This is a genomic window from Nonomuraea sp. NPDC051191 (genome assembly GCF_044455665.1).
Lineage (GTDB): Bacteria > Actinomycetota > Actinomycetes > Streptosporangiales > Streptosporangiaceae > Nonomuraea.
The window spans coordinates 40971-63415 of record NZ_JBITEZ010000015.1 but is presented as its reverse complement, the minus strand read 5'-3'; the positions used below and the strand labels follow the sequence as shown (position 1 = coordinate 63415).

21 protein-coding genes are annotated in these 22445 nt (G+C 72.3%); 13 read left to right on the top strand and 8 right to left on the bottom strand.

Annotation, left to right across the window (positions count from 1 at the left end; translation table 11 throughout):
* Positions 1 to 31 precede the first annotated feature (31 nt).
* Positions 32 to 556 (bottom strand): hypothetical protein, encoded by a 525-nt coding sequence (locus tag ACIA8R_RS37940; RefSeq protein ID WP_397042425.1) that lies wholly within the window; start codon positions 554 to 556, stop codon positions 32 to 34.
* 112 nt (positions 557 to 668) lie between these two features.
* Positions 669 to 1283 (bottom strand): DUF4142 domain-containing protein, encoded by a 615-nt coding sequence (locus tag ACIA8R_RS37935; RefSeq protein WP_364104550.1) that lies wholly within the window; start codon positions 1281 to 1283, stop codon positions 669 to 671.
* Between the two features lie 89 nt (positions 1284 to 1372).
* On the opposite strand from ACIA8R_RS37935, the gene ACIA8R_RS37930 reads away from it, so the two are divergent.
* The 5 genes from ACIA8R_RS37930 to ACIA8R_RS37910 all read left to right on the top strand — a co-directional run bounded on the left by ACIA8R_RS37930 (position 1373) and on the right by ACIA8R_RS37910 (position 6325).
* On the top strand, positions 1373 to 1894 hold the full coding sequence (locus ACIA8R_RS37930) for a carboxymuconolactone decarboxylase family protein (protein WP_397042424.1): 522 nt from the start codon (positions 1373 to 1375) through the stop codon (positions 1892 to 1894).
* Between the two features lie 98 nt (positions 1895 to 1992).
* Positions 1993 to 2403, top strand: a complete 411-nt coding sequence (locus ACIA8R_RS37925; RefSeq protein WP_357708636.1) for a nuclear transport factor 2 family protein — start codon at positions 1993 to 1995, stop codon at positions 2401 to 2403.
* A gap of 97 nt (positions 2404 to 2500) precedes the next feature.
* Positions 2501 to 3184, top strand: a complete 684-nt coding sequence (locus tag ACIA8R_RS37920) for a CBS domain-containing protein (protein ID WP_357708638.1) — start codon at positions 2501 to 2503, stop codon at positions 3182 to 3184.
* An 89-nt stretch (positions 3185 to 3273) separates the two neighbouring features.
* Positions 3274 to 4944, top strand: coding sequence for a GAF domain-containing protein (locus ACIA8R_RS37915; protein WP_397042423.1), 1671 nt, complete (start codon positions 3274 to 3276; stop codon positions 4942 to 4944).
* A gap of 157 nt (positions 4945 to 5101) precedes the next feature.
* Positions 5102 to 6325 (top strand): MFS transporter, encoded by a 1224-nt coding sequence (locus ACIA8R_RS37910; protein WP_397042422.1) that lies wholly within the window; start codon positions 5102 to 5104, stop codon positions 6323 to 6325.
* 68 nt (positions 6326 to 6393) lie between these two features.
* Here ACIA8R_RS37910 and ACIA8R_RS37905 read toward each other — a convergent pair whose 3' ends face one another.
* Both ACIA8R_RS37905 and ACIA8R_RS37900 read right to left on the bottom strand, forming a co-directional pair.
* Positions 6394 to 6801, bottom strand: coding sequence for a pyridoxamine 5'-phosphate oxidase family protein (locus ACIA8R_RS37905; RefSeq protein ID WP_364102264.1), 408 nt, complete (start codon positions 6799 to 6801; stop codon positions 6394 to 6396).
* Positions 6802 to 6866: 65 nt separating this feature from the next.
* A complete protein-coding gene (locus ACIA8R_RS37900) occupies positions 6867 to 7508 on the bottom strand; it encodes a response regulator transcription factor (RefSeq protein ID WP_357708648.1) in 642 nt (213 codons plus the stop codon).
* Between the two features lie 170 nt (positions 7509 to 7678).
* Between ACIA8R_RS37900 and ACIA8R_RS37895 the strand changes: the two genes are divergently transcribed.
* Genes ACIA8R_RS37895 through narI form a run of 4 tightly spaced genes read left to right on the top strand, consistent with a single transcriptional unit; the run spans position 7679 to position 14239 of the window.
* A complete protein-coding gene (locus ACIA8R_RS37895; RefSeq protein ID WP_397042421.1) occupies positions 7679 to 11347 on the top strand; it encodes a nitrate reductase subunit alpha in 3669 nt (1222 codons plus the stop codon).
* Positions 11347 to 12897: a nitrate reductase subunit beta gene (gene narH / locus ACIA8R_RS37890; RefSeq protein WP_397042420.1), complete on the top strand. Its 1551-nt coding sequence runs from the start codon at positions 11347 to 11349 to the stop codon at positions 12895 to 12897. The genes ACIA8R_RS37895 and narH overlap by 1 nt, the downstream gene beginning before the upstream one ends.
* Complete coding sequence (gene narJ, locus ACIA8R_RS37885; RefSeq protein WP_397042419.1) at positions 12894 to 13556, top strand: nitrate reductase molybdenum cofactor assembly chaperone; 663 nt, start codon at positions 12894 to 12896, stop codon at positions 13554 to 13556. Before narH ends, narJ begins: the two co-directional genes overlap by 4 nt.
* The gene (gene narI, locus ACIA8R_RS37880) at positions 13553 to 14239 is read left to right on the top strand and encodes a respiratory nitrate reductase subunit gamma (protein ID WP_397042418.1); all 687 of its coding nucleotides are present in this window, start codon (positions 13553 to 13555) and stop codon (positions 14237 to 14239) included. Before narJ ends, narI begins: the two co-directional genes overlap by 4 nt.
* Positions 14240 to 14241: 2 nt before the next feature.
* On the opposite strand, the gene ACIA8R_RS37875 is transcribed toward narI, so the two are convergent.
* Positions 14242 to 14889, bottom strand: a complete 648-nt coding sequence (locus ACIA8R_RS37875) for a pyridoxamine 5'-phosphate oxidase family protein (RefSeq protein ID WP_364102252.1) — start codon at positions 14887 to 14889, stop codon at positions 14242 to 14244.
* Between the two features lie 156 nt (positions 14890 to 15045).
* Here ACIA8R_RS37875 and ACIA8R_RS37870 point away from each other — a divergent pair, with 156 nt between their 5' ends.
* Positions 15046 to 16419 (top strand): cytochrome ubiquinol oxidase subunit I, encoded by a 1374-nt coding sequence (locus ACIA8R_RS37870; RefSeq protein ID WP_364102249.1) that lies wholly within the window; start codon positions 15046 to 15048, stop codon positions 16417 to 16419.
* A 7-nt stretch (positions 16420 to 16426) separates the two neighbouring features.
* Positions 16427 to 17392 (top strand): cytochrome d ubiquinol oxidase subunit II, encoded by a 966-nt coding sequence (cydB, locus tag ACIA8R_RS37865; protein ID WP_397042417.1) that lies wholly within the window; start codon positions 16427 to 16429, stop codon positions 17390 to 17392.
* A gap of 55 nt (positions 17393 to 17447) precedes the next feature.
* Here cydB and ACIA8R_RS37860 read toward each other — a convergent pair whose 3' ends face one another.
* The 3 genes from ACIA8R_RS37860 to ACIA8R_RS37850 all read right to left on the bottom strand — a co-directional run bounded on the left by ACIA8R_RS37860 (position 17448) and on the right by ACIA8R_RS37850 (position 20219).
* On the bottom strand, positions 17448 to 18368 hold the full coding sequence (locus tag ACIA8R_RS37860; RefSeq protein WP_397042416.1) for a hypothetical protein: 921 nt from the start codon (positions 18366 to 18368) through the stop codon (positions 17448 to 17450).
* A gap of 205 nt (positions 18369 to 18573) precedes the next feature.
* Complete coding sequence (locus ACIA8R_RS37855; RefSeq protein ID WP_364102240.1) at positions 18574 to 19218, bottom strand: response regulator transcription factor; 645 nt, start codon at positions 19216 to 19218, stop codon at positions 18574 to 18576.
* Positions 19215 to 20219 (bottom strand): histidine kinase, encoded by a 1005-nt coding sequence (locus ACIA8R_RS37850; RefSeq protein ID WP_357708660.1) that lies wholly within the window; start codon positions 20217 to 20219, stop codon positions 19215 to 19217. Before ACIA8R_RS37850 ends, ACIA8R_RS37855 begins: the two co-directional genes overlap by 4 nt.
* 440 nt (positions 20220 to 20659) lie before the next feature.
* On the opposite strand from ACIA8R_RS37850, the gene ACIA8R_RS37845 reads away from it, so the two are divergent.
* Positions 20660 to 21118: a CBS domain-containing protein gene (locus ACIA8R_RS37845; protein ID WP_357708663.1), complete on the top strand. Its 459-nt coding sequence runs from the start codon at positions 20660 to 20662 to the stop codon at positions 21116 to 21118.
* Between the two features lie 5 nt (positions 21119 to 21123).
* Positions 21124 to 22407 carry an ArsB/NhaD family transporter gene (locus tag ACIA8R_RS37840; RefSeq protein WP_357708665.1) on the top strand — a complete coding sequence of 428 codons (1284 nt, stop codon included), beginning with the start codon at positions 21124 to 21126 and terminating at the stop codon, positions 22405 to 22407.
* The last annotated feature ends 38 nt before the right edge of the window (positions 22408 to 22445 follow it).

Genomic DNA, 22445 nt, shown 5'->3' with positions numbered 1-22445 from the left:
GCGTCCTTGCGCACCGTACGGGGGCGCCGGGTCAGTGGTGTTGCGGCGTCTCGAGTTCGCCGCCCACCCGGCCTCGTAGCCGTTGCAGCAGGTCGGACGCGGCCACCACCACCCAGCGGTCGCCCACCAGGTAGGCGCCGCCGTACGCCTGGGCGAGGTCGAGCCAGTCTCGTTTGCCCTTGTCGGTGGTGAACGTCACGATCGTCAGGCGGCCCTGGGGGGTGTCGCAGGCCGCCTGCCGCAGTTCGGCGGCGTCGGTCTGCAGCTTGCCGGCGGGGCAGCCGAGCAGGGTGGTGAGCTGTTCCATGCTCGCGGCCGGCAACTTCGCCGCGACGGCGGGGACGGGGGGAGCGGCGCCGTGATGGTGTTCCGCCTGCCGCAAGGGGGCGGGGCCGGTCGCGCACCCGGCCAGCAGCGCGACGCCCAGCGCCACGACGACCGTCAGCCGCGAGGCGTGGACCGTGGACCTGAGGTCGGTGTGCCGCCGGAGCGTCGATCCGGCCGGCGCTCCGGGGTAAGGGGTACGGCGATTCTGGCGTCGCCACCGCTGGTTCATGTGTTCGCTCCGAGAGTGGCTGGGTTCACGAAACCGCCCCTGACGTCTGGCGGCCCTGCGGACCGTGCGGCCCCAGCCGCCAAGGACCTGCACGACGCTTCCTGATGCGCGGTCAGGGGGTGGGGGCGGGGGAAGGGGGTGGAGGTTCGGGGAGTTGGTCATGGTCGACCAGGCCGGTCGATTCCAGGTACGTCATGTGGCGCATGACGAAGTTGATGCCTTCCTGGGCGAACTTGCGGATCTCCTCGTTCCGGGTCCCGGCGCGTACGAGGGCCAGGGTGCCGAAGACCTTGCCGTGGGCGGCGCGCAGCAGGTTCGCGTAGTCCTGGTCGAAGGCGGGGCCGCTCTCGGCGGCGAGCTGGGCCAGCCAGCGCTGCTGGTCGGGGTTGGGTTCGTCGGGCAGGGCGACGCCGAGTCTGGCGGCGGTGTCGCGGGTCAGCTGGTCCAGCTTCTGGTGCTCGCCCATGATCTGCTTGCCGACCTGCCTGACGCGCGGGGACTGGGCGCGGGTGGAGGCGTAGTCGCCCGCGGGCATCTCCCACAGGCCCGCCTGCCGCACCTTGATCAGCAGGTCGATGTCGGCGGCCGAGAGGGGGCCCGAGGGGGTGCGGGTCCGTTGCGCGTCCGCGGGGTCGATCGAGGGGGGCAGGATCAGCAGGATCGTCGCCGCGGCCGCCGCGACGAAGCCGCCGAGCATGAACATCTCACCGCGCAAGAGCCTCTGCATGCTCGGAGGTACGCGGGGCCGCCGGAAACGGTTCAACGTCATCCAGAACGATTCTTCATATACCCCCTGTGGGTATATAGTGCCGAGTCATGAGACGTCTTGCACCGCTTGTTCCGGAGAAGGCCCCTGAGAAGTCCCGTCAGATCCTGGAGGACATCGTCGCCAGGCACGGCGGGGTGGGGGACATGGTGTCCACGATGGCCCACTCGCCCGCGTTGCTCCAGGGCTATCTGAACTTCTCTCGCGCGATGAAGCGGGTGAAGATCTCGCGCTCGCTCAGCGAGAAGATCTCCCTGGCCGTGCAGGAGTGGATCGGCTGCGGCACCTGCCTGGCCGCGCACACCGAGGGCGCGCTGGCCGCGGGGCTCAGCGAGGCCGACGTCGCGCTGGCCCGCCAGGGCACCTCGGCCGACGCGCGTGAGGCCGCGCTGATCTCGGTGGCGGTGCGCGTGCTGGTGGAGCCGTCGTCCATCACCGACGAGGAGGTGGCGGGGCTGCGGGAGCTCGGCTGGAGCGACCGGGTGATCGCCGAGGTCGTCGGCCTGGTCTCGCTCAACCTGCTGACCGGCGCGTTCAACCTGCTCGTGGGGAACCAGCCGGAAGAGCAGTAGGCCGGGGCGGCGTGGCGCCGGTCATGCGGTGAGCCGTTCGCGGGCCGTCCGATCGTGATGTACTGGCTCATGGCGATCGGCGATGGTTGGAGGACGACATGACGCTGCGCGAACCGGGGGCATCCCCGCAGCGCCACCAGGCACACGCCGGCGCGGCCGACGCGGTCGACGCCTTCATCGCCGCGGCCAACTCCGACGATCCCGACCACCGTTCGGCGCTGCTCAGCCGGGCCCTCGCCGCCGACGTGGTGTTCTGGGGGCCGCTCGGCCGCGGGTCCGGCCGGGGCTCGGTGGCCGACTTCATCACCGAGGTGGTGCAGGGCTACCGGGCCGGTGGCTGCCGCATGGTCCGTACGACGTCCGTCGACGCGCCGCACGAGTGGGCCCGGTTCGGCTGGCGCTTCGAGGGGCCCGACGGCGCCACCGTCCTGTCGGGCACCGACATGGTCCATCTCACCGCCGCCGGCGACATCGACGAGATCGTGGTCTTCGCCGGCCCGCTGCACTGACTCCTGTACTGACCGCCGCCGTCCCGCCGGGCCAGGACCTTAGCCCCTGCGCCTCCGGGACGTTCGCCGCTGCCGCCGCGCCCCCGCAGGAGGGACCGTGGAGGTGGAAAGCGAGGTGGCGATCATGTCGATCGAGGTCAAGGACGTCATGGGACGCGTGGCGATCGCGGTGCTGGAGCATGCGTCGTTCGCCGACATCGTGGCGGCGATGAAGCGGTACGCGGTGGGCGCGGTCACCGTCATCGACGCCGACCGGCGGCCGGTGGGCGTGGTGTCGGAGGACGATCTGCTGCTCAAGGAGACCGGCCACGCCCGGCACCCCGTCTCCGTCTTCGAGTCGCGCGCGCGGCGGCAGGAGCACCGCAAGGCCGCGGCCGTCACCGCCGCGGAGCTGATGACGTCGCCGGCGGTCACGGTCACCCCGGGCATGCCGGTGCGCGAGGCGGCCAGGATCATGCACGCCCGCCGGGTCAGGCAGCTCCCGGTGATCGACCCGGTGACCGGCCGCGTCGTCGGCACCCTGCACCAGCGCGACGTGCTGCGTGTCTTCACCCGCCCGGCCGCCGAGCTGGAGGCGGACGTCAGGGCGGTGCTCCCGCAGGACGGGACGTACTCGGTCGGGATCGACGCCGGCGTGGTCACGATCGCCGGCCGGGTGGCGACCAGGTCGCGGGCGGCCGCGCTGGCGGAGTCGGTGCGGGCGGTGGAGGGCGTCGTCGACGTCGTCGCCGAGCTCGACTGCGACCAGGACGACCTGTTCACCGTCCCGCCGCTGCTGTAGAGGCGGAGGGGCCCGGCGGGCTGATTCCGGCGGCGAGGGCACGTGCTGGGACACTGAACGGTATGTCGGAAAGTGAGCAGCGTAGCCTGATGCCCCAGATGCGGCTCGACGAGCTGCTGGCCGAGCTGCAGACGAGGCTCAACGCCGTCCTCGCCACCCGCGACCGCGTGCACGCGCTGCTGGAGGCCGTCGTGTCCGTGGGCAGCGACCTCGATCTGGAGACCGTGCTGCGGCGGATCGTGGAGACGGCCACCAAGCTGGTGGACGCCAGTTACGGCGCGCTCGGCGTGGTCGGTGAGGAGCAGACGCTCGTCCAGTTCATCCCGGTGGGGCTGAGCGAGGAGGAGATCGCCGGGATCGAGCACTGGCCCCACGGGCTCGGCCTGCTCGGCCTGCTGATCAAGGACGCCCGCCCGCTCCGGCTGGGCCGCATCTCCGACCACCCCGAGTCGTACGGCTTCCCGCCCGGCCACCCGCCCATGGGCACCTTCCTCGGCGTCCCGGTACGCGTCCGCGACGAGGTCTTCGGCAACCTCTACCTGACCGAGAAGCGCGGCGGCGGCGACTTCGACGAGGAGGACGAGGCCATCGTCGTCGCGCTGGCCACCGCCGCCGGCGTCGCCGTGGAGAACGCCCGGCTGTACGAGGAGTCGCGCAGGCGCGAGACCTGGCTGAAGGCGTCCTCGGAGATCACCACCAGCCTGCTGTCCGGAGCCGGCTCCCGCGAGGTGCTCACCACCATGGCGGCGCGGGCCCGCGAGATGTGCGACGCCGACCTGGTCCAGGTGCTGCTGCCCGACCCGTCGGGCCGGACCCTGACCGTCGACGTGGCCGAGGGCGACGGCGCCGACGAGCTGCTGGGGATGGAGTTCGACGTCTCGGCCACGCTGGAGGGGCAGGCGTTCACGCAGGCCGAGCCCCGGTCCGAGCGGGACCTGCCGGGCGCGGCCTACCCCGACTCGCCGCTGCGGCGGCTGGGCTACGGGCCGGGCCTCATGGTCCCGCTCGGCGCCGCGCCGCGCGTACGCGGGGTGCTCATGCTGGCCAAGTGCGGCGGACGGCTGCCGTTCAGCGGGGCCGACCAGCAGATGCTGGAGTCGTTCGCGGGGCAGGCCGCGATCGCGCTGGAACTGGCCGAGACCCGCCGCGACGCCGAACGGCTCGGCCTGCTGGAGGACCGCGACCGCATCGCCAAGGACCTGCACGACGTCGTCATCCAGCGGCTGTTCGCGACGGCGATGACGCTGATGAGCACCGTACGGCTGGTCGAGCGGCCGGAGGCGGGCAAACGGCTCCAGCACGCCATCGACGAGCTGGACGAGACGATCCGGCAGATCCGCTCGTCCATCTTCGCCCTCCAGGCCCCGCGCGAGGACACCGCGCCGAGCCTGCGCACGCGGATCGTCGACCTGGTGGAAGGGGCGGGCGCGCACCTGGGGTTCATGCCGGGTCTGCGCATGGAGGGCCAGATCGACACGCTGGTGCCCGACCCGGTGGCCGAGCACCTGCTGGCCGTCCTGCGCGAGGCGCTGTCCAACGTGGTGCGCCACTCCCACTCCACCCGGGCCGAGGTCTCCATCGAGGTCGCCAAGGGCGGGCTCACCCTCGTCGTCGGCGACAACGGTGTCGGCGTGGGGGACGGCGGGCGTCGCAGCGGCCTGCGCAACATCGAGGAACGGGCAGCCGACCTGGGCGGGGCCGCCGAGCTGGAGGCGCCGGAGGAGGGCGGCACCCGCCTGCGCTGGCACGTCCCGCTGTGACGACCCCCGGAGCCCGTCGCGCGTCCTAAGTCCCGGGAGGTCGGGACCTTCGTCCATACCCCACGTCATGCCCGCTGAGCTGTGATGGGACAGCACAGCCAGGTGGCCGCGGCCAGGTCCGGCCGCCCCACCTCCGCATGAACCACGTGAGGAAGACATGACGAACGCACCGGCCACAACCCCCGGCCGCAGCCCGGCGTTGATGCTCACCCTGGCGACCCTGGGCTTCGCGGTGAACTTCTGGGCCTGGGCCCTGCTCAGCCCGCTCGGTCCGCGTTTCAAGGAGCTGCTCGGGCTGTCGGCCGGGCAGCAGGCGCTGCTGGTGGCCGTCCCGGTGATCGTGGGGTCGCTGGGCCGCATCCCGGTCGGCGCGCTCACCGACAGGTTCGGCGGGCGGGTGATGTTCCCGCTGGTCTCGGCGGCGACCATCGTCCCCGTCCTGTTCATCGGCCTGTTCGGGCAGACGTCGATGGTCTCGCTGCTGATCGGCGGGTTCTTCCTCGGCATCGGCGGCACCGTGTTCGCCGTCGGGGTGCCGTTCGTCAACGCCTGGTTCCCGCCGAACCGGCGCGGCCTGGCCGTCGGGATCTTCGGCGCCGGGATGGGCGGCACCGCGATCAGCGCGCTGACGACCGTCCCGCTGGTCCGCGCCGGCGGGCCCGCCGTGCCGTTCCTCATCACCGCCGTCGTGCTGGCCGCGTACGCGGTCCTGGCGTGGCTGACGTTGCGGGACGCGCCCGGCCGCGCCGTCGTCACCCAGCCGCTCGGCGCGCGCATGGCCGCCGCGCTCAGGCTGCCGATCACCTGGCAGGCGTGCGTGCTGTACGCGGTCGCCTTCGGCGGTTACGTCGCCTTCTCGGTCTACCTGCCCGCCTACCTGCAGACCGGCTACGGGCTGGAGCAGGCCGACGCGGCCAACCGGATGGCCGGGTTCGTCGTCCTGGCCGTGCTGGCGCGGCCGATCGGCGGCTGGCTGTCGGACCGTGTCGGCCCGGTGCCCGTCCTGACCGGCGTGTTCGTCGTCACCGCCGTCACGGCGGGCGTGCAGGCGCTCGGCCCCGGCCTCATGCCGGTCGGCACGATCGCGTTCCTGACCATGGCCGCCGCGCTCGGCGCGGGCAGCGGCGCCACCTTCGCCCTGGTCGCGCAGGTCGCCCCGGCCGACAAGGTCGGCACCGTCACCGGCCTGGTCGGCGCCGCCGGCGGGCTCGGCGGGTTCGTCCCGCCGCTGGTGATGGGCTTCCTGTACGGCCGGCTCGGCTCGTACGGCGTCGGCCTGGGCCTGCTGGCGGCCACCGCCGTGCTCACCCTGGCCCTGACGGTGACCGCGGTCCGCGCGCTGGCCGCCCGCCGCGTGGCCGGGCCGGTCGCCTCACGCTGACCGCACCCCACGAAAGAGCGGGGCCCGGCCGTCGGCCGGGCCCCGCACGAAAGCGTCTGAACGGTACGTCACTCAGCGATCCGGCGGCCGGACACCTCCTCGGCGTCCACCACGATGTAGTGGTCGCGGCTCCCCGGAGCCCACGGGGACAGGGGCAGCGCGGACAACCGGGCCATCTCGGCAGGATCGGTCACCGCCCGCGCGTGCCCGACCGCCGTCACCGACCAGCCGGTGCGCATCGACGGGTCGAACTCGTCGGCCTCGAACGCCACCACGGCGTGCCGGGTGGCCGCGGCCAGCTTCGACCCGATCGAGGTGCGGATGACGACGCTCTCGCCGTCGAGGCAGAAGTTGACCGGCTGCACCGCCGGCAGGGCGCGATCGGTGAAGACGATCCGCCCGATCGGCGTGGACGACAACAGGCGCAGGCACTCCTCACGGGAGAGCACCTGGAGCCCGGACGAATCGAGTTGCATGCTTCTCAGCCTCCCACCAGGACCGTTCCCGATGTCAGAGGCGAAAGTCCCATCCCGGGGGACGTTCAGTCGCGCCGGTCGGCCCGCAACCGCGCCGACAGCGCCGCCGCCTGCGTACGGCGCTGCATGTTGAGTTTGGCCAGCAGGTTGGACACGTAGTTCTTGACCGTCTTCTCGGCCAGGAACATGCGCTCGCCGATCTGCCGGTTGGTCAGCCCCTCGCCGATCAGGTCGAGGATGTGCCGCTCCTGCTCCGACAGTGCCGCCAGCGGGTCCTGCCGGACCGCCTGGTCGCGCAGCCGCTGCAACATGGCGGCGGTGGTCTGCGGGTCGAGCAGCGACTGCCCGGAGGCCACCGTGCGCACCGCGCCGACCAGGTCGGAGCCGTGGATCTGCTTGAGCACGTAGCCCGAGGCGCCGGCCATCACCGCGTCGAACAGGGCGTCGTCGTCGGCGAACGACGTCAGCATGAGGCAGGCCAGCCCCGGCAGCTTGGAGCGCACCTCGCGGCACACGTCGACGCCGTTGCCGTCGGGCAGGCGCACGTCGAGCACGGCGACGTCCGGCTTCAGGGCCTGGATGCGGGCGATCGCCGACTCGGCGGTCCCGGCCTCGCCGATCACCTCGATGTCGTCCTCGGAGTCGAGCAGGGCGGCGACGCCGCGCCGCACGACCTCGTGATCGTCGAGAAGGAACACACGAATCATGTCCTCGACGCTACCGCCTCCCGTCACCCGGCAGTAGGGACCAAGGTCCCGGGCGCCGGCGGCGGGCCCATCGGGCCCGTACGAAGGGACTTTGGTCCCTGCCGGGACCGGGCGCCCACCCGCCAGCCTGGGGCCATGACCGTTGTGGCAGGGGAAGAGTTGTGAGCGACATGAGCGACATGGACGCGGTCCCGGGCATGGGGCCGTTGCTGGCCGCCAGGAAGTTCTTCACCAGGGCGGAGGTGTCGGCGGACGGCCGCACCCTGCACCAGATCGACCCCGGCGCCTGGGATCGCTTCTACCGGGACCGGTGGGCGCACGACAAGGTGGTGCGCTCGACTCACGGCGTGAACTGCACGGGCTCGTGCTCCTGGCAGGTGTTCGTCAAGGACGGCCTGATCACCTGGGAGCACCAGGCCACCGACTACCCGTCGGTCGGCCCGGAGTCGCCCGAGTACGAGCCGCGCGGCTGTCCCCGTGGCGCCTCCTTCTCCTGGTACACCTACTCTCCCTCGCGGGTGCGCTACCCGTACGTGCGCGGCGTGCTGCTGGAGATGTGGCGCGAGGCCAAGGCCAGGCTGGGCGACCCCGTGCTGGCGTGGGCCGAGCTGACCGGCGACCCGGAGCGCGCGCGGGCCTACAAGCGGGCGCGCGGCAAGGGCGGGTTCGTCCGGTCGAGCTGGGAGGAGGTCCTCGAACTGATGGCCGCCGCCCACGTGCACACCATCAAGGACCACGGCCCCGACCGGGTGGTGGGCTTCTCGCCGATCCCGGCGATGTCGATGGCCTCGTTCGCGGCCGGCACCCGCTTCCTGTCGATGATCGGCGGCACGCTGCTGTCGTTCTACGACTGGTACGCCGACCTGCCGATCGCCTCGCCGCAGGTGTGGGGCGACCAGACCGACGTGCCCGAGGCGGCCGACTGGTGGAACTCCCGCTACCTGATCATGTGGGGCTCCAACATCCCGGTCACCCGCACCCCGGACGCCCACTTCATGACCGAGGCCCGCTACCAGGGCACCAAGGTCGTCGCGGTCAGCCCCGACTACGCCGACAACGTCAAGTTCGCCGACGACTGGCTCGCGCCGCACCCGGGCACCGACGGCGCCCTGGCCATGGCGATGGGCCACGTCACGCTGACCGAGTTCTTCCGCGACCGCCAGGTCCCGTACTTCACCGACTACGTGCGCAAGTACACCGACCTGCCGTTCCTGGTGACACTGGAGCCGCGCGGCGACGCGTACGTGCCGCGCCGCTTCCTGACCGCCGCCGACCTGGGCCAGGAGAGCGAGAACGCCGAGTTCAAGACCGTCTTCCTGGACGAGACGACCGGCGCGGCGCAGGTGCCGAACGGCACGCTCGGCCACCGCTGGGGCCAGGAGGGCGAGGGCCGCTGGAACCTCGACCTGGACGGCGCCGTCCCCGCGCTGACCCTGCTCGGACGGTCCGGGCGGGCGGTCGAGGTGGACCTGCCGCGCTTCGACGAGGGGCCCACCGAGGGCGGCACGGTCATGCGCCGCGGCGTCCCGGTGACCGAGATGGCCGGCAAGCTCGTGACGACGGTGTTCGACCTGCTCATGGCCCAGTACGGCGTCAAGCGCGACCTGCCCGGCGACTGGCCGGAGAGCTACGAGGACGCCGGCCGGCCCTACACCCCGGCCTGGGCGGAGGAGATCACCTCGGTCCCGGCCGCCACGATCGCCAGGATCGCCCGCGAGTTCGCCCGCAACGCCGAGCGCACCAAGGGCCGGTCGATGATCGCGATGGGCGCGGGCACCAACCACTGGTTCCACTCCGACCAGATCTACCGCTCGTTCCTGACGCTGGTGCTGCTGACCGGCTGCCAGGGCGTCAACGGCGGCGGCTGGGCGCACTACGTGGGCCAGGAGAAGGTCCGCCCGGTCACCGGCTTCCAGCACCTGGCCTTCGGCTTCGACTGGCAGCGCCCGACCCGGCACATGGCCGGCACCGCGTTCTGGTACCTGGCCACCGACCAGTGGCGTTACGAACGCATCGGGGCCGGCGAGCTGGCCAGCCCGCTGGGCGAGGGCAGGTTCGCGGGCCGCTCGTTCGCCGACTGCAACGCCCAGGCGGCCCGGCTGGGCTGGCTGCCCTCGCACCCGACGTTCGACCGCAACCCGCTCGAACTCGCCGACGAGGCCGCCGAGCGCGGCGTCCCGGTGGCCGAGCACGTGGTGGCGGAGCTGAAGGCGGGACGGCTGCGCTTCGCCGCCGAGGACCCGGGCGACCCGGCCAACTTCCCGCGGGTGCTGACCGTGTGGCGGGCCAACCTGCTCGGCTCCTCCGGCAAGGGCAACGAGTACTTCCTGCGCCACCTGCTCGGCGCCGACGCCGAGGCCCGCAACGAGGAGACGCCCGAGGGCCTGCGCCCGGCCGAGGTGACCTGGCGGGAGAACGCCGCCGAGGGCAAGCTCGACCTGCTGACGACGATCGACTTCAGGATGACGTCCACGGCGCTGTTCTCCGACGTGGTCCTGCCCGCCGCCACCTGGTACGAGAAGCACGACCTGTCCAGCACCGACATGCACCCGTTCGTGCACGCCTTCAACCCGGCCATCGCCCCGCCGTGGCAGACCCGCTCCGACCACGACGCCTTCCTCGGGCTGGCCGACGCCTTCTCCGAGCTGGCCGCCCGCCACCTGGGCCGGCGCACCGACGTGCTGGCCGTCCCGCTCACCCACGACACCCCGGACGAGCTGGCCCAGCCGGGCGGCCGGGTGCGCGACTGGAAGCACGGCGAGTGCGAGCCCGTGCCGGGGAAGACGATGCCCAAGATCGTCACGATCGAGCGCGACTACGGCGCCGTCGCCGAGCGGGTGCGCGGGATCGGGCCGCTGTTCGCCGGCCTGGGCCTGACCACCAAGGGCATCACCTACCAGGTGGGCCCCGAGCTGGACCACCTGCGCGAGCAGAACGGCGAGACCCCCGAGGGCCACATCTCCCTCGGCACCGCCGACCGGATGTGCGAGGCCATCCTCACGCTGTCCGGCACCACCAACGGCCGCCTGGCCACCCAGGGCTTCGAGACCATGGAGAAGCGCACCGGGACCAGGCTCGCCGACCTGGCCGCCGAGCACGAGGGCAAGCGCATCACGTTCGCCGACACGCGGTCGAGGCCGCAGCCGGTGATCACCTCGCCCGAGTGGTCCGGCTCGGAGACCGGCGGTCGGCGCTACTCCGCCTTCGTCATCAACGTCGAACGCGACAAACCCTGGCACACCCTGACCGGGCGGCAGCAGTTCTTCCTCGACCACGACTGGATCATCGAGCTGGGCGAGCAGCTGCCCGCCTACCGGCCGCCGCTGGACCTGCGCCGCCACCACGGCGACCAGCGCGACAGGCAGGGCGACGGGCAGGGCGCCGAGGTCACCGTGCGGTACCTGACGCCGCACTCGAAGTGGTCGATCCACTCGGAGTACCAGGACAACGCGTACATGCTGGCCCTGTCGCGGGGCGGGCCCACGATCTGGATGAGCGTCGAGGACGCCGCCTCGATCGGGGCCGCCGACAACGACTGGATCGAGGCGTACAACCGCAACGGCGTGGTCGTGGCCAGGGCGGTCGTCTCCCACCGCATGCCGGCCGGGACCGTGTACATGTACCACGCCAAGGACCGCAACGTGAACGTCCCGCTCACCGAGCGGTCGGGCCGGCGCGGCGGCGTGCACAACTCCCTCACCCGGCTGCTGCTCAAGCCCAGCCACCTCATCGGCGGGTACGCGCAGTTCACCTACGCCTTCAACTACTACGGGCCGACCGGCAACCAGCGTGACGAGATCACGGTGATCCGCCGCCGCGGCCAGGAGGTGACCTACTGATGCGCGTCATGGCACAGGTCGCCATGGTGATGAACCTGGACAAGTGCATCGGCTGCCACACCTGCTCGGTCACCTGCAAGCAGACCTGGACCAACCGGGACGGTGTCGAGTACGTCTGGTTCAACAACGTCGAGACCAAGCCCGGCGTCGGCTACCCCAAGCGCTACGAGGACCAGGATCGCTGGCACGGCGGCTGGCAGCTCGACGGGCGCGGCCGGCTCAAGCTCCGCGCCGGCGGCCGGGTCAAGCGGCTGCTCAACCTGTTCTCCAACCCCGACCTGCCGGACCTGGACGACTACTACGAGCCGGCCACCTACGACTACGACACCCTGCTGAACGCCCCCGCCGGGCCGCACGTGCCGGTCATCCGCCCCAAGTCGGCCATCACCGGCAAGGACCTGAACATCACCTGGGGCGCGAACTGGGAGGACGACCTCGGCGGCGCCCCCGAGCACGCCCACGGCGACCCCAACCTCGCGGCCATGGCCGAGAAGGTGCGCATGGAGTTCGACCAGACCTTCATGTTCCACCTGCCGCGCATCTGCGAGCACTGCCTCAACCCGGCGTGCGTGGCCGCCTGCCCCTCCGGCGCGATGTACAAGCGGGAGGAGGACGGCATCGTCCTGGTGGACCAGGACCGCTGCCGCGGCTGGCGCATGTGCGTCTCGTCGTGCCCGTACAAGAAGGTGTACGTCAACCACAAGACCGGCAAGGCCGAGAAGTGCACGTTCTGCTTCCCCCGGATCGAGGCGGGGCAGCCGACCGTGTGCGCCGAGACCTGCGTGGGCCGGCTGCGCTACATCGGCCTGGTCCTGTACGACGCCGACGCCGTGCTCGCCGCGGCCCGCGTACCCGACCCGCGTGACCTGCTGGAGGCCCAGCGCAAGGTCTTCCTCGACCCCGACGACCCCGAGGTGGCCGCCGCCGCGCGGGCCTCCGGGATCGCCGAGGACTGGATCGAGGCCGCGCGGCGCTCGCCGGTCTACCGGCTGGCCATGCGCTACCGGGTGGCGCTGCCGCTGCATCCGGAGTACCGCACGCTGCCGATGGTCTGGTACATCCCGCCGCTGTCGCCGGTGCTCGACGCCGTGACCGGCGCCGGCGCGGACGCCAACGACCCCGACAACGTCTTCCACGCCATCACCGACCTGCGCATCCCGCTGGAGTACCTGGCCGGGCTGTTCGGCGCAGGGGACACCGAGGTGGTGGCCGGGGTGCTGATGAAGTTGTCGGCGATGCGCGGCTACATGCGGGCCCGCACGGTCGACGGCACCGTGGCCGGGGACCTGCTGGAGTCGGCCGGGATGACGGCGCGGGACATGGAGGAGATGTACCGCCTGCTGGCCGTCGCCAAGTACGACGAGCGCTACGTCGTGCCCGCCGCCCACCGCGAGGACGCCGCCGCGCTGTCGTCCCAGGCCGCCGGATGCAGCCTGGACGGCGACGGCGGCCCGGGGATGAGCGAGTTCCACCCGACCGGCGTGACCGGCCGCCGCGGCGACGGACGCCTGGGCCTGAAACTGTTCACCGGGAAGGAACCGGCGTCATGAGACTGCTCCCCGCCCCCGACACCGTCGTCGAGCGGCCGCAGGAGCGCGCCGCGCTGCTCCGGCTGGTCTCGCTGCTGCTGCAGTACCCCGACGCCGGGCTGCTGGCCGCCCGCGCCGAGCTGCACCGGGCCGTCGCCGCGCTGCCCGACGGGCATCCGCGCCAGGCGCTGGAGCAGTTCCTGTGGTGGTTCGGCGACCGGCAGCCGATGCCGCTGGCCCGCCACTACGTCGAGACGTTCGACCTGCGCCGCAGGTCCAGCCTCTACCTCACCTACTACCTGCACGGCGACACCCGCCGCCGCGGCATGGCGCTGCTGACGCTCAAGCGGCGCTACCGGGTGGCCGGGCTCACCCCGCCCGAGGGCGAGCTGCCCGACTTCCTGCCGGTGGTGTGCGAGTTCGCCGCCCTGGCCGGGCCGGACGCGGGGGAGGCGCCGCTGCGCCAGCACCGCAAGGGGCTGGAGCTCATCCGCACCGCCCTGCACGAGTCCGGCTCGCCGTACGCGCTCGTGCTGGACGCCCTGTGCGCGGTGCTGCCCGGCATGTCGGCGGCCGAACGGGCCGCGGTGGCCGACCTCGCCCTGGCCGGCCCGCCCGCCGAGGAGGTCGGCCTGGCCCCGTACGGCCCGCCGCTGAACGAGAGCGAGGTACGGCCGTGAGCGTCGTGCTGTGGGCGATCGTCCCCTATGTCGCTTTGACGATCTTCGTCGCCGGGCACGTCTGGCGCTGGCGGATGGACCAGTTCGGCTGGACCACGCATACCACGCAGGTGCTGGAGAGCAGGCTGCTGCGGCTCGGCTCGCCGCTGTTCCACCTCGGCGCCTTCGCGGCCATCGGCGGTCACGTGCTCGGCCTGCTCGTCCCCAAGAGCTGGACCGAGGCGGCGGGCGTGGACGAGCACCTCTACCACCTGGTGTCGGTGAGCGCCGGGACCGTGGCCGGGGTCATGGTCGTCGCGGGCCTGGGGCTGCTGCTGGCCCGCCGTCTCTCCAGCCCGCGGGTGCGGCGTACCACCACCCGCGCCGACAAGGTGCTGTTCACCGTGCTGACCGCGGTGATCGTGCTAGGCATGGCCGCGACCGCCGGCAGCAACCTGCTCGGCGGCGGCTACGACTACCGAGCCACGATCGCGGTCTGGTTCCGGGGCGTCCTGACCTTCCGTCCCGACCCCCGCCTGATGGCCGACGTGCCGCTGCTGTTCCAGCTGCACGCGCTGTCGGCCTGGCTGCTGGCCGCGATCTGGCCGTTCACCCGGCTGGTGCACGTGTGGTCGGCGCCGGTGGCGTACCTGTGGCGGCCCTACGTCGTCTACCGGCGACGGGTGCCCGTCCGGTCGCGCTGACCCTACATCGCGTGGATGCGGCGGCCGGTGACGTGGTGGGGGACGATCCGGATGTGCAGCGACCGGTCGCCGCCCGCCCACGGGGTGATGTCGTCGCCGGCCTGCTCGTCCGGCGTCACGTGGTGCGCGGGCCCCTGGACGAGCACGCTCCAGCCCTGCCGCCGGGCCTCGTCGATGCGGTCCACCTCGAAGCCCACCATGACCTCGACGCCCTCCAGCCCGGTCCGCAGGTCCTGGTCCATGGGGCCGCCCGAGGCGGTGCGGAAGACGATGGCGCCGTCGTGCACGCGGTAGTTGACGGGCAGCACCGTCGGCCCGTGCGAGCCGTTGAACGCGATCCGGCCGATGCCGCCGGGCGCGATCAGGCTCAGGCATTCGTCGCGTTCGAGCACCTCCAGGACGGGTTCGGCCATCGCCGGCCCCACGCCCGGCGGCCGGTCGCGCCCGCCGCCCAGCAGGTCCTCGCCGGTGGTCCCCAGCGCGTCGGCCAGGCGGTTCAGGGTGCCCCTGTCCGGGATGTCCACGTGCTCCTCCATGTACCGGAGGTAGCCGGCGGACATGTCCGCCCGTTCCGCCACCTGCTCGACGGTGAGCCCGAGCCGTTGCCGGTGGTACTGGATGCGGTGGCCGAAGTCGCCGGTCCGTGTCACTGTCTCCTCCTGCCTCTGCGTCCCCATGCGTGGTGAAGCCGTCCAGGCACCCCGTACCCCGGACAGGGTCCTTCGCCCCTCCATGGGACCAACGTCCCTCGTCCCAGGGACGCACGGCCCTACGGCGCGACGGCCGGGAAGAGGAGCCTGGCCTGCATGGATGTCCTGGATCTCTCCCGGTGGCAGTTCGGCATCACGACCGTCTACCACTTCCTCTTCGTGCCGCTCACGATCGGCCTGTCGATCATCGTGGCCGGGTTGCAGACGGCGTGGCACCGGACGAAGAAGCCGGAGTACCTGCGGCTGACCCGGTTCTGGGGCCGGCTGTTCCTGATCAACTTCGCCATGGGCGTCGTGACGGGCATCGTGCAGGAGTTCCAGTTCGGGATGAACTGGAGTGACTATTCCCGGTTCGTCGGCGACGTGTTCGGGGCGCCCCTGGCCATGGAGGGGCTGATGGCCTTCTTCCTGGAGTCCACGTTCCTCGGCCTGTGGATCTTCGGATGGGACCGGCTGTCGCCCCGGCTGCACCTGGCCACGATCTGGCTGGCCGCCATCGGCACCAACATCTCGGCCTACTTCATCCTGGCGGCCAACTCCTGGATGCAGCACCCCGTCGGCTACCGGATCAACAACGGCCGCGCCGAGCTGACCGACATCTGGGCCGTCCTGACCAACTCGACCACGCTGGTCACCTTCCCGCACGTCCTGTTCGGGGCGTTCCTGACGGCGGCCGCGTTCGTGCTGGGCGTCAGCGCCTGGTTCCTGCTGCGCAAGCGGGACGTCTCCCTCTTCCGCACCTCGGCCCGGCTGGCGCTGGCCGTCAGCCTGGTCTCGGCGGTCGGGGTGTCGTTCTCCGGCCACTGGCAGGCCCAGATCATGACCGAGCAGCAGCCGATGAAGATGGCCGCCGCCGAGGCCCTGTGGGAGGACGAGACCTCCGCCGGCTTCTCCCTGTTCGCCATCGGCGACGTCGAGAACGGCCGCAACCACGTCAACCTCCAGATCCCGTACGGCCTGAGCCTGCTGTCCACCAACACCCTGGACGGCGAGGTCGAGGGCATCAACGACATCCAGGCCCGCTACGAGGCCCTGTACGGCCCCGGCGACTACCGGCCGGTCGTCGGCCTGGCCTACTGGTCCTTCCGGCTCATGATCGGATTCGGCATGCTGTCGGCGCTGCTCGCCCTGGCCGGGCTCTGGCTGACCAGGCGCGGCCGGCTGCCCGCGGGCCGCTGGGCCTACCGGCTGGCCGTCGCCGGCATCGGCCTGCCGTTCCTGGCCAACAGCATGGGCTGGATCTTCACCGAGATGGGCCGCCAGCCGTGGACCGTCTTCGGGCTGATGCGCACCGCCTACGCCGTCTCGCCCACGGCGGACGTGCCCTCGGTGGCCATCACGCTGGTCGGCTTCACCCTGGCCTACGCCGTGCTCGCGATCATCGAGATCCGGCTGCTGGTCAAGTTCATCCGGATCGGGCCGAACGAGCAGGACGAGCCCGAGACCGCCGTCCCCGCGCTGAGCTACTGAGGAAATCATGGAAAACGTCTGGTTCGTACTGATCGCCGTGCTGTGGACCGGCTACTTCCTGCTGGAGGGCTTCGACTTCGGCGTCGGCGTCCTGATGCCCGTCCTGAGCCGCGAGGAGGCCGACCGGCGAGCCGTGCTCAAGACGATCGGCCCGGTCTGGGACGGCAACGAGGTGTGGCTGCTGGTGGCCGGCGGCGCGACGTTCGCCGCCTTCCCCGAGTGGTACGCCACCCTGTTCAGCGGCTTCTACCTGCCGCTGTTCCTCATCCTGCTGGCGCTCATCGCCCGCGGCGTGGCCCTGGAGTACCGCAGCAAGAGCGACAGCACGCGCGGCTGGGACCGGGCGCTGTTCTGGGGGTCCCTCGTCCCCGCCTTCCTTTGGGGGGTCGCGTTCGCCAACATCGTGCGCGGTGTCCCGCTGAACGCCGAGCACGAGTACACCGGCACGCTGCTGACCCTGCTCAACCCGTTCGCGCTGCTCGGCGGGCTGGCCACGCTGCTGCTGTTCACCCTGCACGGCGCGGTCTTCCTGGCCCTGCGCACCACCGGCGACCTGCGCCTGGCCGCCGCCCGGATGGCCAAGAGCATCTCCCCGGCGGCGTTCCTGGCGGTGATGGCGTTCCTGCTGCTCTCGAACGACGGCGCCGGGCCGGTCCGGTGGGCCGCCGTGGCGCTGGTCGCGCTCGGCCTGATCGGCGCGGTGGCCGCGACCGTGCGCGGCCGTGACGGGTGGGCCTTCACCGCCAGCGCGGTCGCCGTGGTCGCGCTGGTCTGCGCGATCTTCAGCGGCCTGTTCCCGAACGTCATGCCCGCCCTGGACCCGGCCAACAGCCTCACCGTGACCAACGCGGCCTCCAGCCCGTACACGCTGACGGTGATGACCTGGGTCGCGGCCATCTTCACGCCGCTGGTGCTGGGCTACCAGGCGTGGACGTACTGGGTGTTCCGCCGCCGGCTCACCGGCGCCGTCTGAACCGGCCCGCCCCGCGGCGGCAGGGGGCTCGCCCCGGCCGCCGAGAGTCAGGGGCTCAGCGCGCCCGGACGTCCGCCGGGGACCCGCCGAGTTCGGTCACGGTCAAGGCGCGCATCAGGTGCGGGTGCAGGCCCTCGGCCCGCCACCGGGGCAGACCGGCGGCGAGCGCGGCGTCGATGAGCGCGGCCCGCGTCCACGCCAGGTCGACACGCCGGCCCGCGTCGCCGCTGAGCAGCGGATGGTCGGCGGGCCGGTCGCCGCACAGGCGGCGCAGCGGGCGGCGCAGGTAGGGCGCGAGCGGGAAGGCGACGATGTCGCCCCGGCCGTCGTGCAGGGTGATCAACACGGGGTCGCCGCCGCCCACCAGGTGCACGTCGCACGCGGTCAGCCGGGCCAGCGCGTCGACGGACGCGCCGGTGGACTCCAGCAGCCCGACCGCCACGGCCTCGGCTAAGCGCCCTTCCTCGGCCAGCGTGGCGATCCCGCCGCGCAGCAGCCGCCGCTCGGCCGGGGTGGGCGGATGGGCGGCCGGCGCGGGCAGAGCCCGCCCGTGGCGCCCGGCGAAGGCGTAGAACGAGGCCAGGACGGCCCGCCTGCGGACCACCGTCGCCTTGGCCAGCGGCCGGCCGGACGGCGCCAGCCCGGTGGTGAGGGCGGCCAGGCAGTAGGCGTCGACCTGCGACCCGCTGCCCAGCACGTCGCCGGCGAGATCCTGCGCCCGCAGCCACCGCAGGTAGGAGGCCAGGACCCGCAGCCGGGTACGCCGCAGGGCCGGGGACGGCCGCTCGCGCAGCCAGGCCGCCGCCACGCCGGCCGCCGCCGGAACGAGCCCTTCGACGACGTCGACGTCGGCCGACGGCACCTCGCCCCCGTCGCCGGGACCGCGCCGCGGGCGCAGCCCCTCGATGCGGGCGACGAGGCCGCGGGCCTCCTGACCGGTGAGCGCGTCCCAGGACGCGACGGTGTCGTCGGCCATGCTCAGCACGCGACCGGCACGGCGACGGGACCGGCGGCGGCCCGTGCCGGGGCATGGCAGGACGAAAGCGAGGCGTGGAGGACGTGACTGCTCGCGCCCAACGGACCCATCATGATCTCGATCGTCTCATGGAACTGCGCCCGCGGGCTCCATCCGGACGGGCCGCGGGGCCCACGGGACCCGGCGGCGAGGCCGTCCGCCGAGGTCAGGGTTCGATCAGGCCGGCGCGGATGGCGTAGCGGGTCAGGTCGAGGCGGTCGTTGAGGCCGAGCTTGGCCAGGATGTTGCTGCGGTGGCGGTCGACGGTCTTGGGGCTGATGACCAGGGTGTCGGCGATGGCCTTGGTGGAGTGGCCCTCGGCGATGAGCTTGACGATCTCCTCCTCGCGGGCCGTCAGCAGGCTGTCGGGCAGCGGGTCGCCGTGCCGGTGGCGGTGGAGGTAGTCGCGGATCAGCGCGGTGACCGCCCCGGGGTAGAGGAACGGCTCGCCGCGCATCGCCGCCCGGCACGCCTCGATGAGATCGCGGTCGGCCACCGACTTCAGCACGTAGCCGCAGGCCCCGGCCTTCAGCGCGGCGAAGAAGTACTGCTCGTTGTCGTACATGGACAACATCAGCATGCGCACGCCCGGCCGGCGGCGGGCGATCTCGCGCGCGGCCTGCAACCCGGTCATGCGCGGCATGGCGATGTCCAGGATGACCAGGTCGATGTCGTGGGTGCGGACGGCCTCGACCGCCTCGGCCCCGTCGGCGGCCTCGGCGACCACGGTCAGGTCGGGCTCCGCGTCGAGGATGAGACGGACGCCCTGGCGGACGAGCGCGTGGTCGTCGGCGAGCAGGATGCGGGTCATCGGGCGTTCTCCTTGGCCGCGCCGGGGACGGTGAGGACGATCTCGGTGCCGCCACCGGGCGGCGAGTGCACGCTCAGGCGGGCCCCGATGAGCAGGGCGCGCTCGTGCATGCCGCGGATGCCGGCGCCCGGCTCGCCGATGCCGCCCCGGCCGTTGTCGGCGACGCGCAGGACCAGGTCGCCGCCGTCGGGCGTCAGCGTGAGCGTCGCCCGGGTGGCCTCGGCGTGGCGGGCGACGTTGGTCAGGCTCTCCTGGGCGATGCGGTAGAGGACGAGCTCGACCTCGGAGGTCAGCGGCGGCAGCCCCGGGGCCAGCCGGCGGCCGACCTCGACCGTGCCGGTCTGCGACAGGTCGGTGGCCAGCGCGGTGAGGGCGCTGATCAGCCCCAGGTCCTCCAGGACGCCGGGACGCAGCCGATGGGCGACCTGGCGCACCTCGTCCAGGCTGGTCCTGATCGCCTCCTGGGCGTGTCCCAGCTCCTCGGCCAGCTCCGCGGGCGCCCGGTCGCGCACCCGCTTGAGGGCCAGCAGCGCGACGGTCAGGCTCTGGCCGATCTCGTCGTGCAGCTCGCGGGCGATGCGGCCGCGTTCGGCCTCCTGGGCGGCCAGGGCCTGGGCGCTGGCCACGCTGCGCTCCTCCTCCAGGCGGTCGAGCATCTGGTTGAAGGTGTCGGTGACGCTCCTGAGGTCCCGGTTGCCGGCGGGCAGCCGGTCGTGGGTGTGCAGCAGGTCCACGCGCCGCATCAGGGCGGTCAGCGAGGTCAGCGGGGCGAGGCTGGCCCGCACCAGGAACGCGTTCGCCGCCAGGATCAGCGCCAGGCCGATCAGCAGCACCGGGACCTCGGTCAGGAGCACCGGTGAGGAGACCGTCGCCGGAGACAGCGCCAGCACGAACGTGCCCGCGGCGAAGACCAGCGCGTTGATGACGAACAGGCGGCGGAACAACGCCTGGGCCGGGGTGCGGCCTGGCGGCTCCGGCGCGGTGGCGACGGCGTCTCTCATGCCTCCAGCCTGGGCGTATTCCGCCCGCCCTGTCCACTTACCTCGCCCGGATACGGCTCCGCCCCCACCCGATATGGGGGCCGGACCCGATGGGCGCGGCCCCCCGCCCGGTGATGACATGGGTCTCCCCGGAAAACAGGGACGGACCGTAAGGAGGTGGGCGATGCGTGGCACGGACCTTCTCTGGGCCGCGGCGGCAGGACCGCTTCTCCTCCTGCCCGCCCGCGGGTCGCGGTCCGTCCCCCGGGGCCATCTGACGGGCGGGCCGCGCCGGGGGCCGGCCGCCGTCCCGTGGCCGGGGCAGGGCGTCTGAGCCCCCTGGCCGCCCTTCTGACGTTCGCCCCCGCTGGAGGTACCCCATCAAGATCCGCCATGCGGCCGCGCCCGGAACCGGCGCGGCACGCCGTTCCCAGACCACTCCGACCACCGTGGACGGTGCCATGCGAGCACACGATATCGCCGTCACCCTGCCGACCGTGACCGCCCGCGACTCCGTGGTCCGCGCGGTGCGCCTGATGGTCGTCAACCGGCTCCCCGGGCTCATCGTGGTGGACGAGCACGGCAGGCCCGCGACCGTGCTGCCGGGCACGCAGGTGCTGCGGCTGGCCATCCCCGGCACCTACCAGGAGGACCCGGCCCTGGTCCGCACCCTCGACGAGAGCGACGCCGAGGTGTTCTGGCAGGAGCTCGCCCACCTGACGGTCGGTGACTGCCTGCCCAAGCCGCCCGCGCGGCCCGTCACCGTGCCGCCGGAGGCGACGCTGCTGGAGGTGGCGGCGCTGATGGCCCGCACCCGCAGTCCGCTCGTCGCCATGCTCGGCGCCGACGGCACCCTCAGCGGGGCGATCACACTGGAACGCCTGCTGACCAGCCTGGCCATCACGAGCCTTCCGGACTGATCCGGATGAGCGCGATCCTGGCCATGGCCATTTTCGTGGTGGCGTTCTTCTTCATCGCCACCGAGAAGGCCGACAAGGTCAAGGTCGTCCTCGTGGCGGCCGGGCTGATGACCGTGCTCGGGCTGACACCGGGGGAGGAGGTGTTCTCCTCAGGGCACGCGGGCATCGACTGGAACGTCATCTTCCTGCTGCTCGGCATGATGATCATCGTGGGCGTGATCAAACAGACCGGGCTGTTCGACTACCTGGCGATCTGGGCGGCCAAACGTTCACGGGGACGGCCGTACCGGCTGATGGTCATGCTGATGGCCATCACCGCCGTGGCCTCGCCCTTCCTGGACAACGTCACGACGATCATGCTGGTCGCGCCGGTGACGGTGATGGTGTGCGGGCGGCTGCGCATCCCGGCGGCGCCGTACCTGATCGCCGAGGTGCTGGCCTCCAACATCGGCGGGGCCGCGACGCTGATCGGCGACCCGCCGAACATCATCATCGGCAGCCGGGCGGGGCTGACGTTCAACGACTTCCTCGTGCACATGGCCCCGGCGGTCGTGGTGATCTTCGGGGTGTTCGTGCTGCTCACCTACCCGCTGTTCCGCCGCTCGTTCCACTACAACGCCGACCACGTGGCCAAGGTGATGGCGTTGCAGGAGCGGCGGGCCATCACCGACCCCGCGCTGCTGGCGCGGTCGCTGACGGTGCTGGCCGGGGTGGTGACGGCGTTCGCGCTGCACTCCGTCCTGCACCTGGCGCCCTCGATCATCGCCCTGGTCGGCGCGGGGGTCATGCTGCTGGTGTGCCGGGTCGAGCTCGGGGACGTGCTGCGCGAGGTCGAATGGCCCACGCTGGTGTTCTTCGCCGGGCTGTTCGTCATGGTCGCGGGCCTGGTGCACACCGGGACCATGGAGACCATCGGACGGGCCACCATCGACCTGTTCGGCGACAACTACTTCGCCGCGGCCACCTCGCTGCTGTTCGGCTCCAGCGTGCTGGGGGCGTTCTTCGACAACATCCCGTACGTGGCGACGATGGCGCCGGTGGTAGAGGAACTGGCCGCCGCCGCACCGGACGCGTCCACCGGGCAGGCGCTGTGGTGGGCCTTCGCCTTCGGCGCCGACTTCGGCGGCAACGGCACCGCGGTCGCCGCCAGCGCCAACGTGGTGGCCCTCGGGATCGCCGCCCGCACGGGCAACCCGATCTCGTTCTGGCAGTTCACCCGGTACGGCATCGTCGTCACCCTGGGCAGCACGGCCCTGGCCTGGGTGTACGTGTGGCTGCGCTACTTCTGACCCGACGCTCCGGGGGCGGGCCGGTCCTGCTCCCGGGA

Excerpts from the sequence above, each read along its gene's own strand:
- ACIA8R_RS37940 (WP_397042425.1), bottom strand. The coding sequence starts at position 556 with ATGAACCAGCGGTGGCGACGCCAGAATCGCCGTACCCCTTACCCCGGA.
- ACIA8R_RS37935 (WP_364104550.1), bottom strand. The coding sequence starts at position 1,283 with ATGCAGAGGCTCTTGCGCGGTGAGATGTTCATGCTCGGCGGCTTCGTC.
- ACIA8R_RS37930 (WP_397042424.1), top strand. The coding sequence starts at position 1,373 with ATGAGACGTCTTGCACCGCTTGTTCCGGAGAAGGCCCCTGAGAAGTCC.
- ACIA8R_RS37925 (WP_357708636.1), top strand. The coding sequence starts at position 1,993 with ATGACGCTGCGCGAACCGGGGGCATCCCCGCAGCGCCACCAGGCACAC.
- ACIA8R_RS37915 (WP_397042423.1), top strand. The coding sequence starts at position 3,274 with ATGCCCCAGATGCGGCTCGACGAGCTGCTGGCCGAGCTGCAGACGAGG.
- ACIA8R_RS37910 (WP_397042422.1), top strand. The coding sequence starts at position 5,102 with ATGACGAACGCACCGGCCACAACCCCCGGCCGCAGCCCGGCGTTGATG.
- ACIA8R_RS37905 (WP_364102264.1), bottom strand. The coding sequence starts at position 6,801 with ATGCAACTCGATTCGTCCGGGCTCCAGGTGCTCTCCCGTGAGGAGTGC.
- ACIA8R_RS37900 (WP_357708648.1), bottom strand. The coding sequence starts at position 7,508 with ATGATTCGTGTGTTCCTTCTCGACGATCACGAGGTCGTGCGGCGCGGC.
- ACIA8R_RS37895 (WP_397042421.1), top strand. The coding sequence starts at position 7,679 with ATGAGCGACATGGACGCGGTCCCGGGCATGGGGCCGTTGCTGGCCGCC.
- narH (WP_397042420.1), top strand. The coding sequence starts at position 11,347 with ATGCGCGTCATGGCACAGGTCGCCATGGTGATGAACCTGGACAAGTGC.
- narJ (WP_397042419.1), top strand. The coding sequence starts at position 12,894 with ATGAGACTGCTCCCCGCCCCCGACACCGTCGTCGAGCGGCCGCAGGAG.
- ACIA8R_RS37870 (WP_364102249.1), top strand. The coding sequence starts at position 15,046 with ATGGATGTCCTGGATCTCTCCCGGTGGCAGTTCGGCATCACGACCGTC.
- cydB (WP_397042417.1), top strand. The coding sequence starts at position 16,427 with ATGGAAAACGTCTGGTTCGTACTGATCGCCGTGCTGTGGACCGGCTAC.
- ACIA8R_RS37860 (WP_397042416.1), bottom strand. The coding sequence starts at position 18,368 with ATGGCCGACGACACCGTCGCGTCCTGGGACGCGCTCACCGGTCAGGAG.
- ACIA8R_RS37855 (WP_364102240.1), bottom strand. The coding sequence starts at position 19,218 with ATGACCCGCATCCTGCTCGCCGACGACCACGCGCTCGTCCGCCAGGGC.
- ACIA8R_RS37850 (WP_357708660.1), bottom strand. The coding sequence starts at position 20,219 with ATGAGAGACGCCGTCGCCACCGCGCCGGAGCCGCCAGGCCGCACCCCG.
- ACIA8R_RS37845 (WP_357708663.1), top strand. The coding sequence starts at position 20,660 with ATGCGAGCACACGATATCGCCGTCACCCTGCCGACCGTGACCGCCCGC.
- ACIA8R_RS37840 (WP_357708665.1), top strand. The coding sequence starts at position 21,124 with ATGAGCGCGATCCTGGCCATGGCCATTTTCGTGGTGGCGTTCTTCTTC.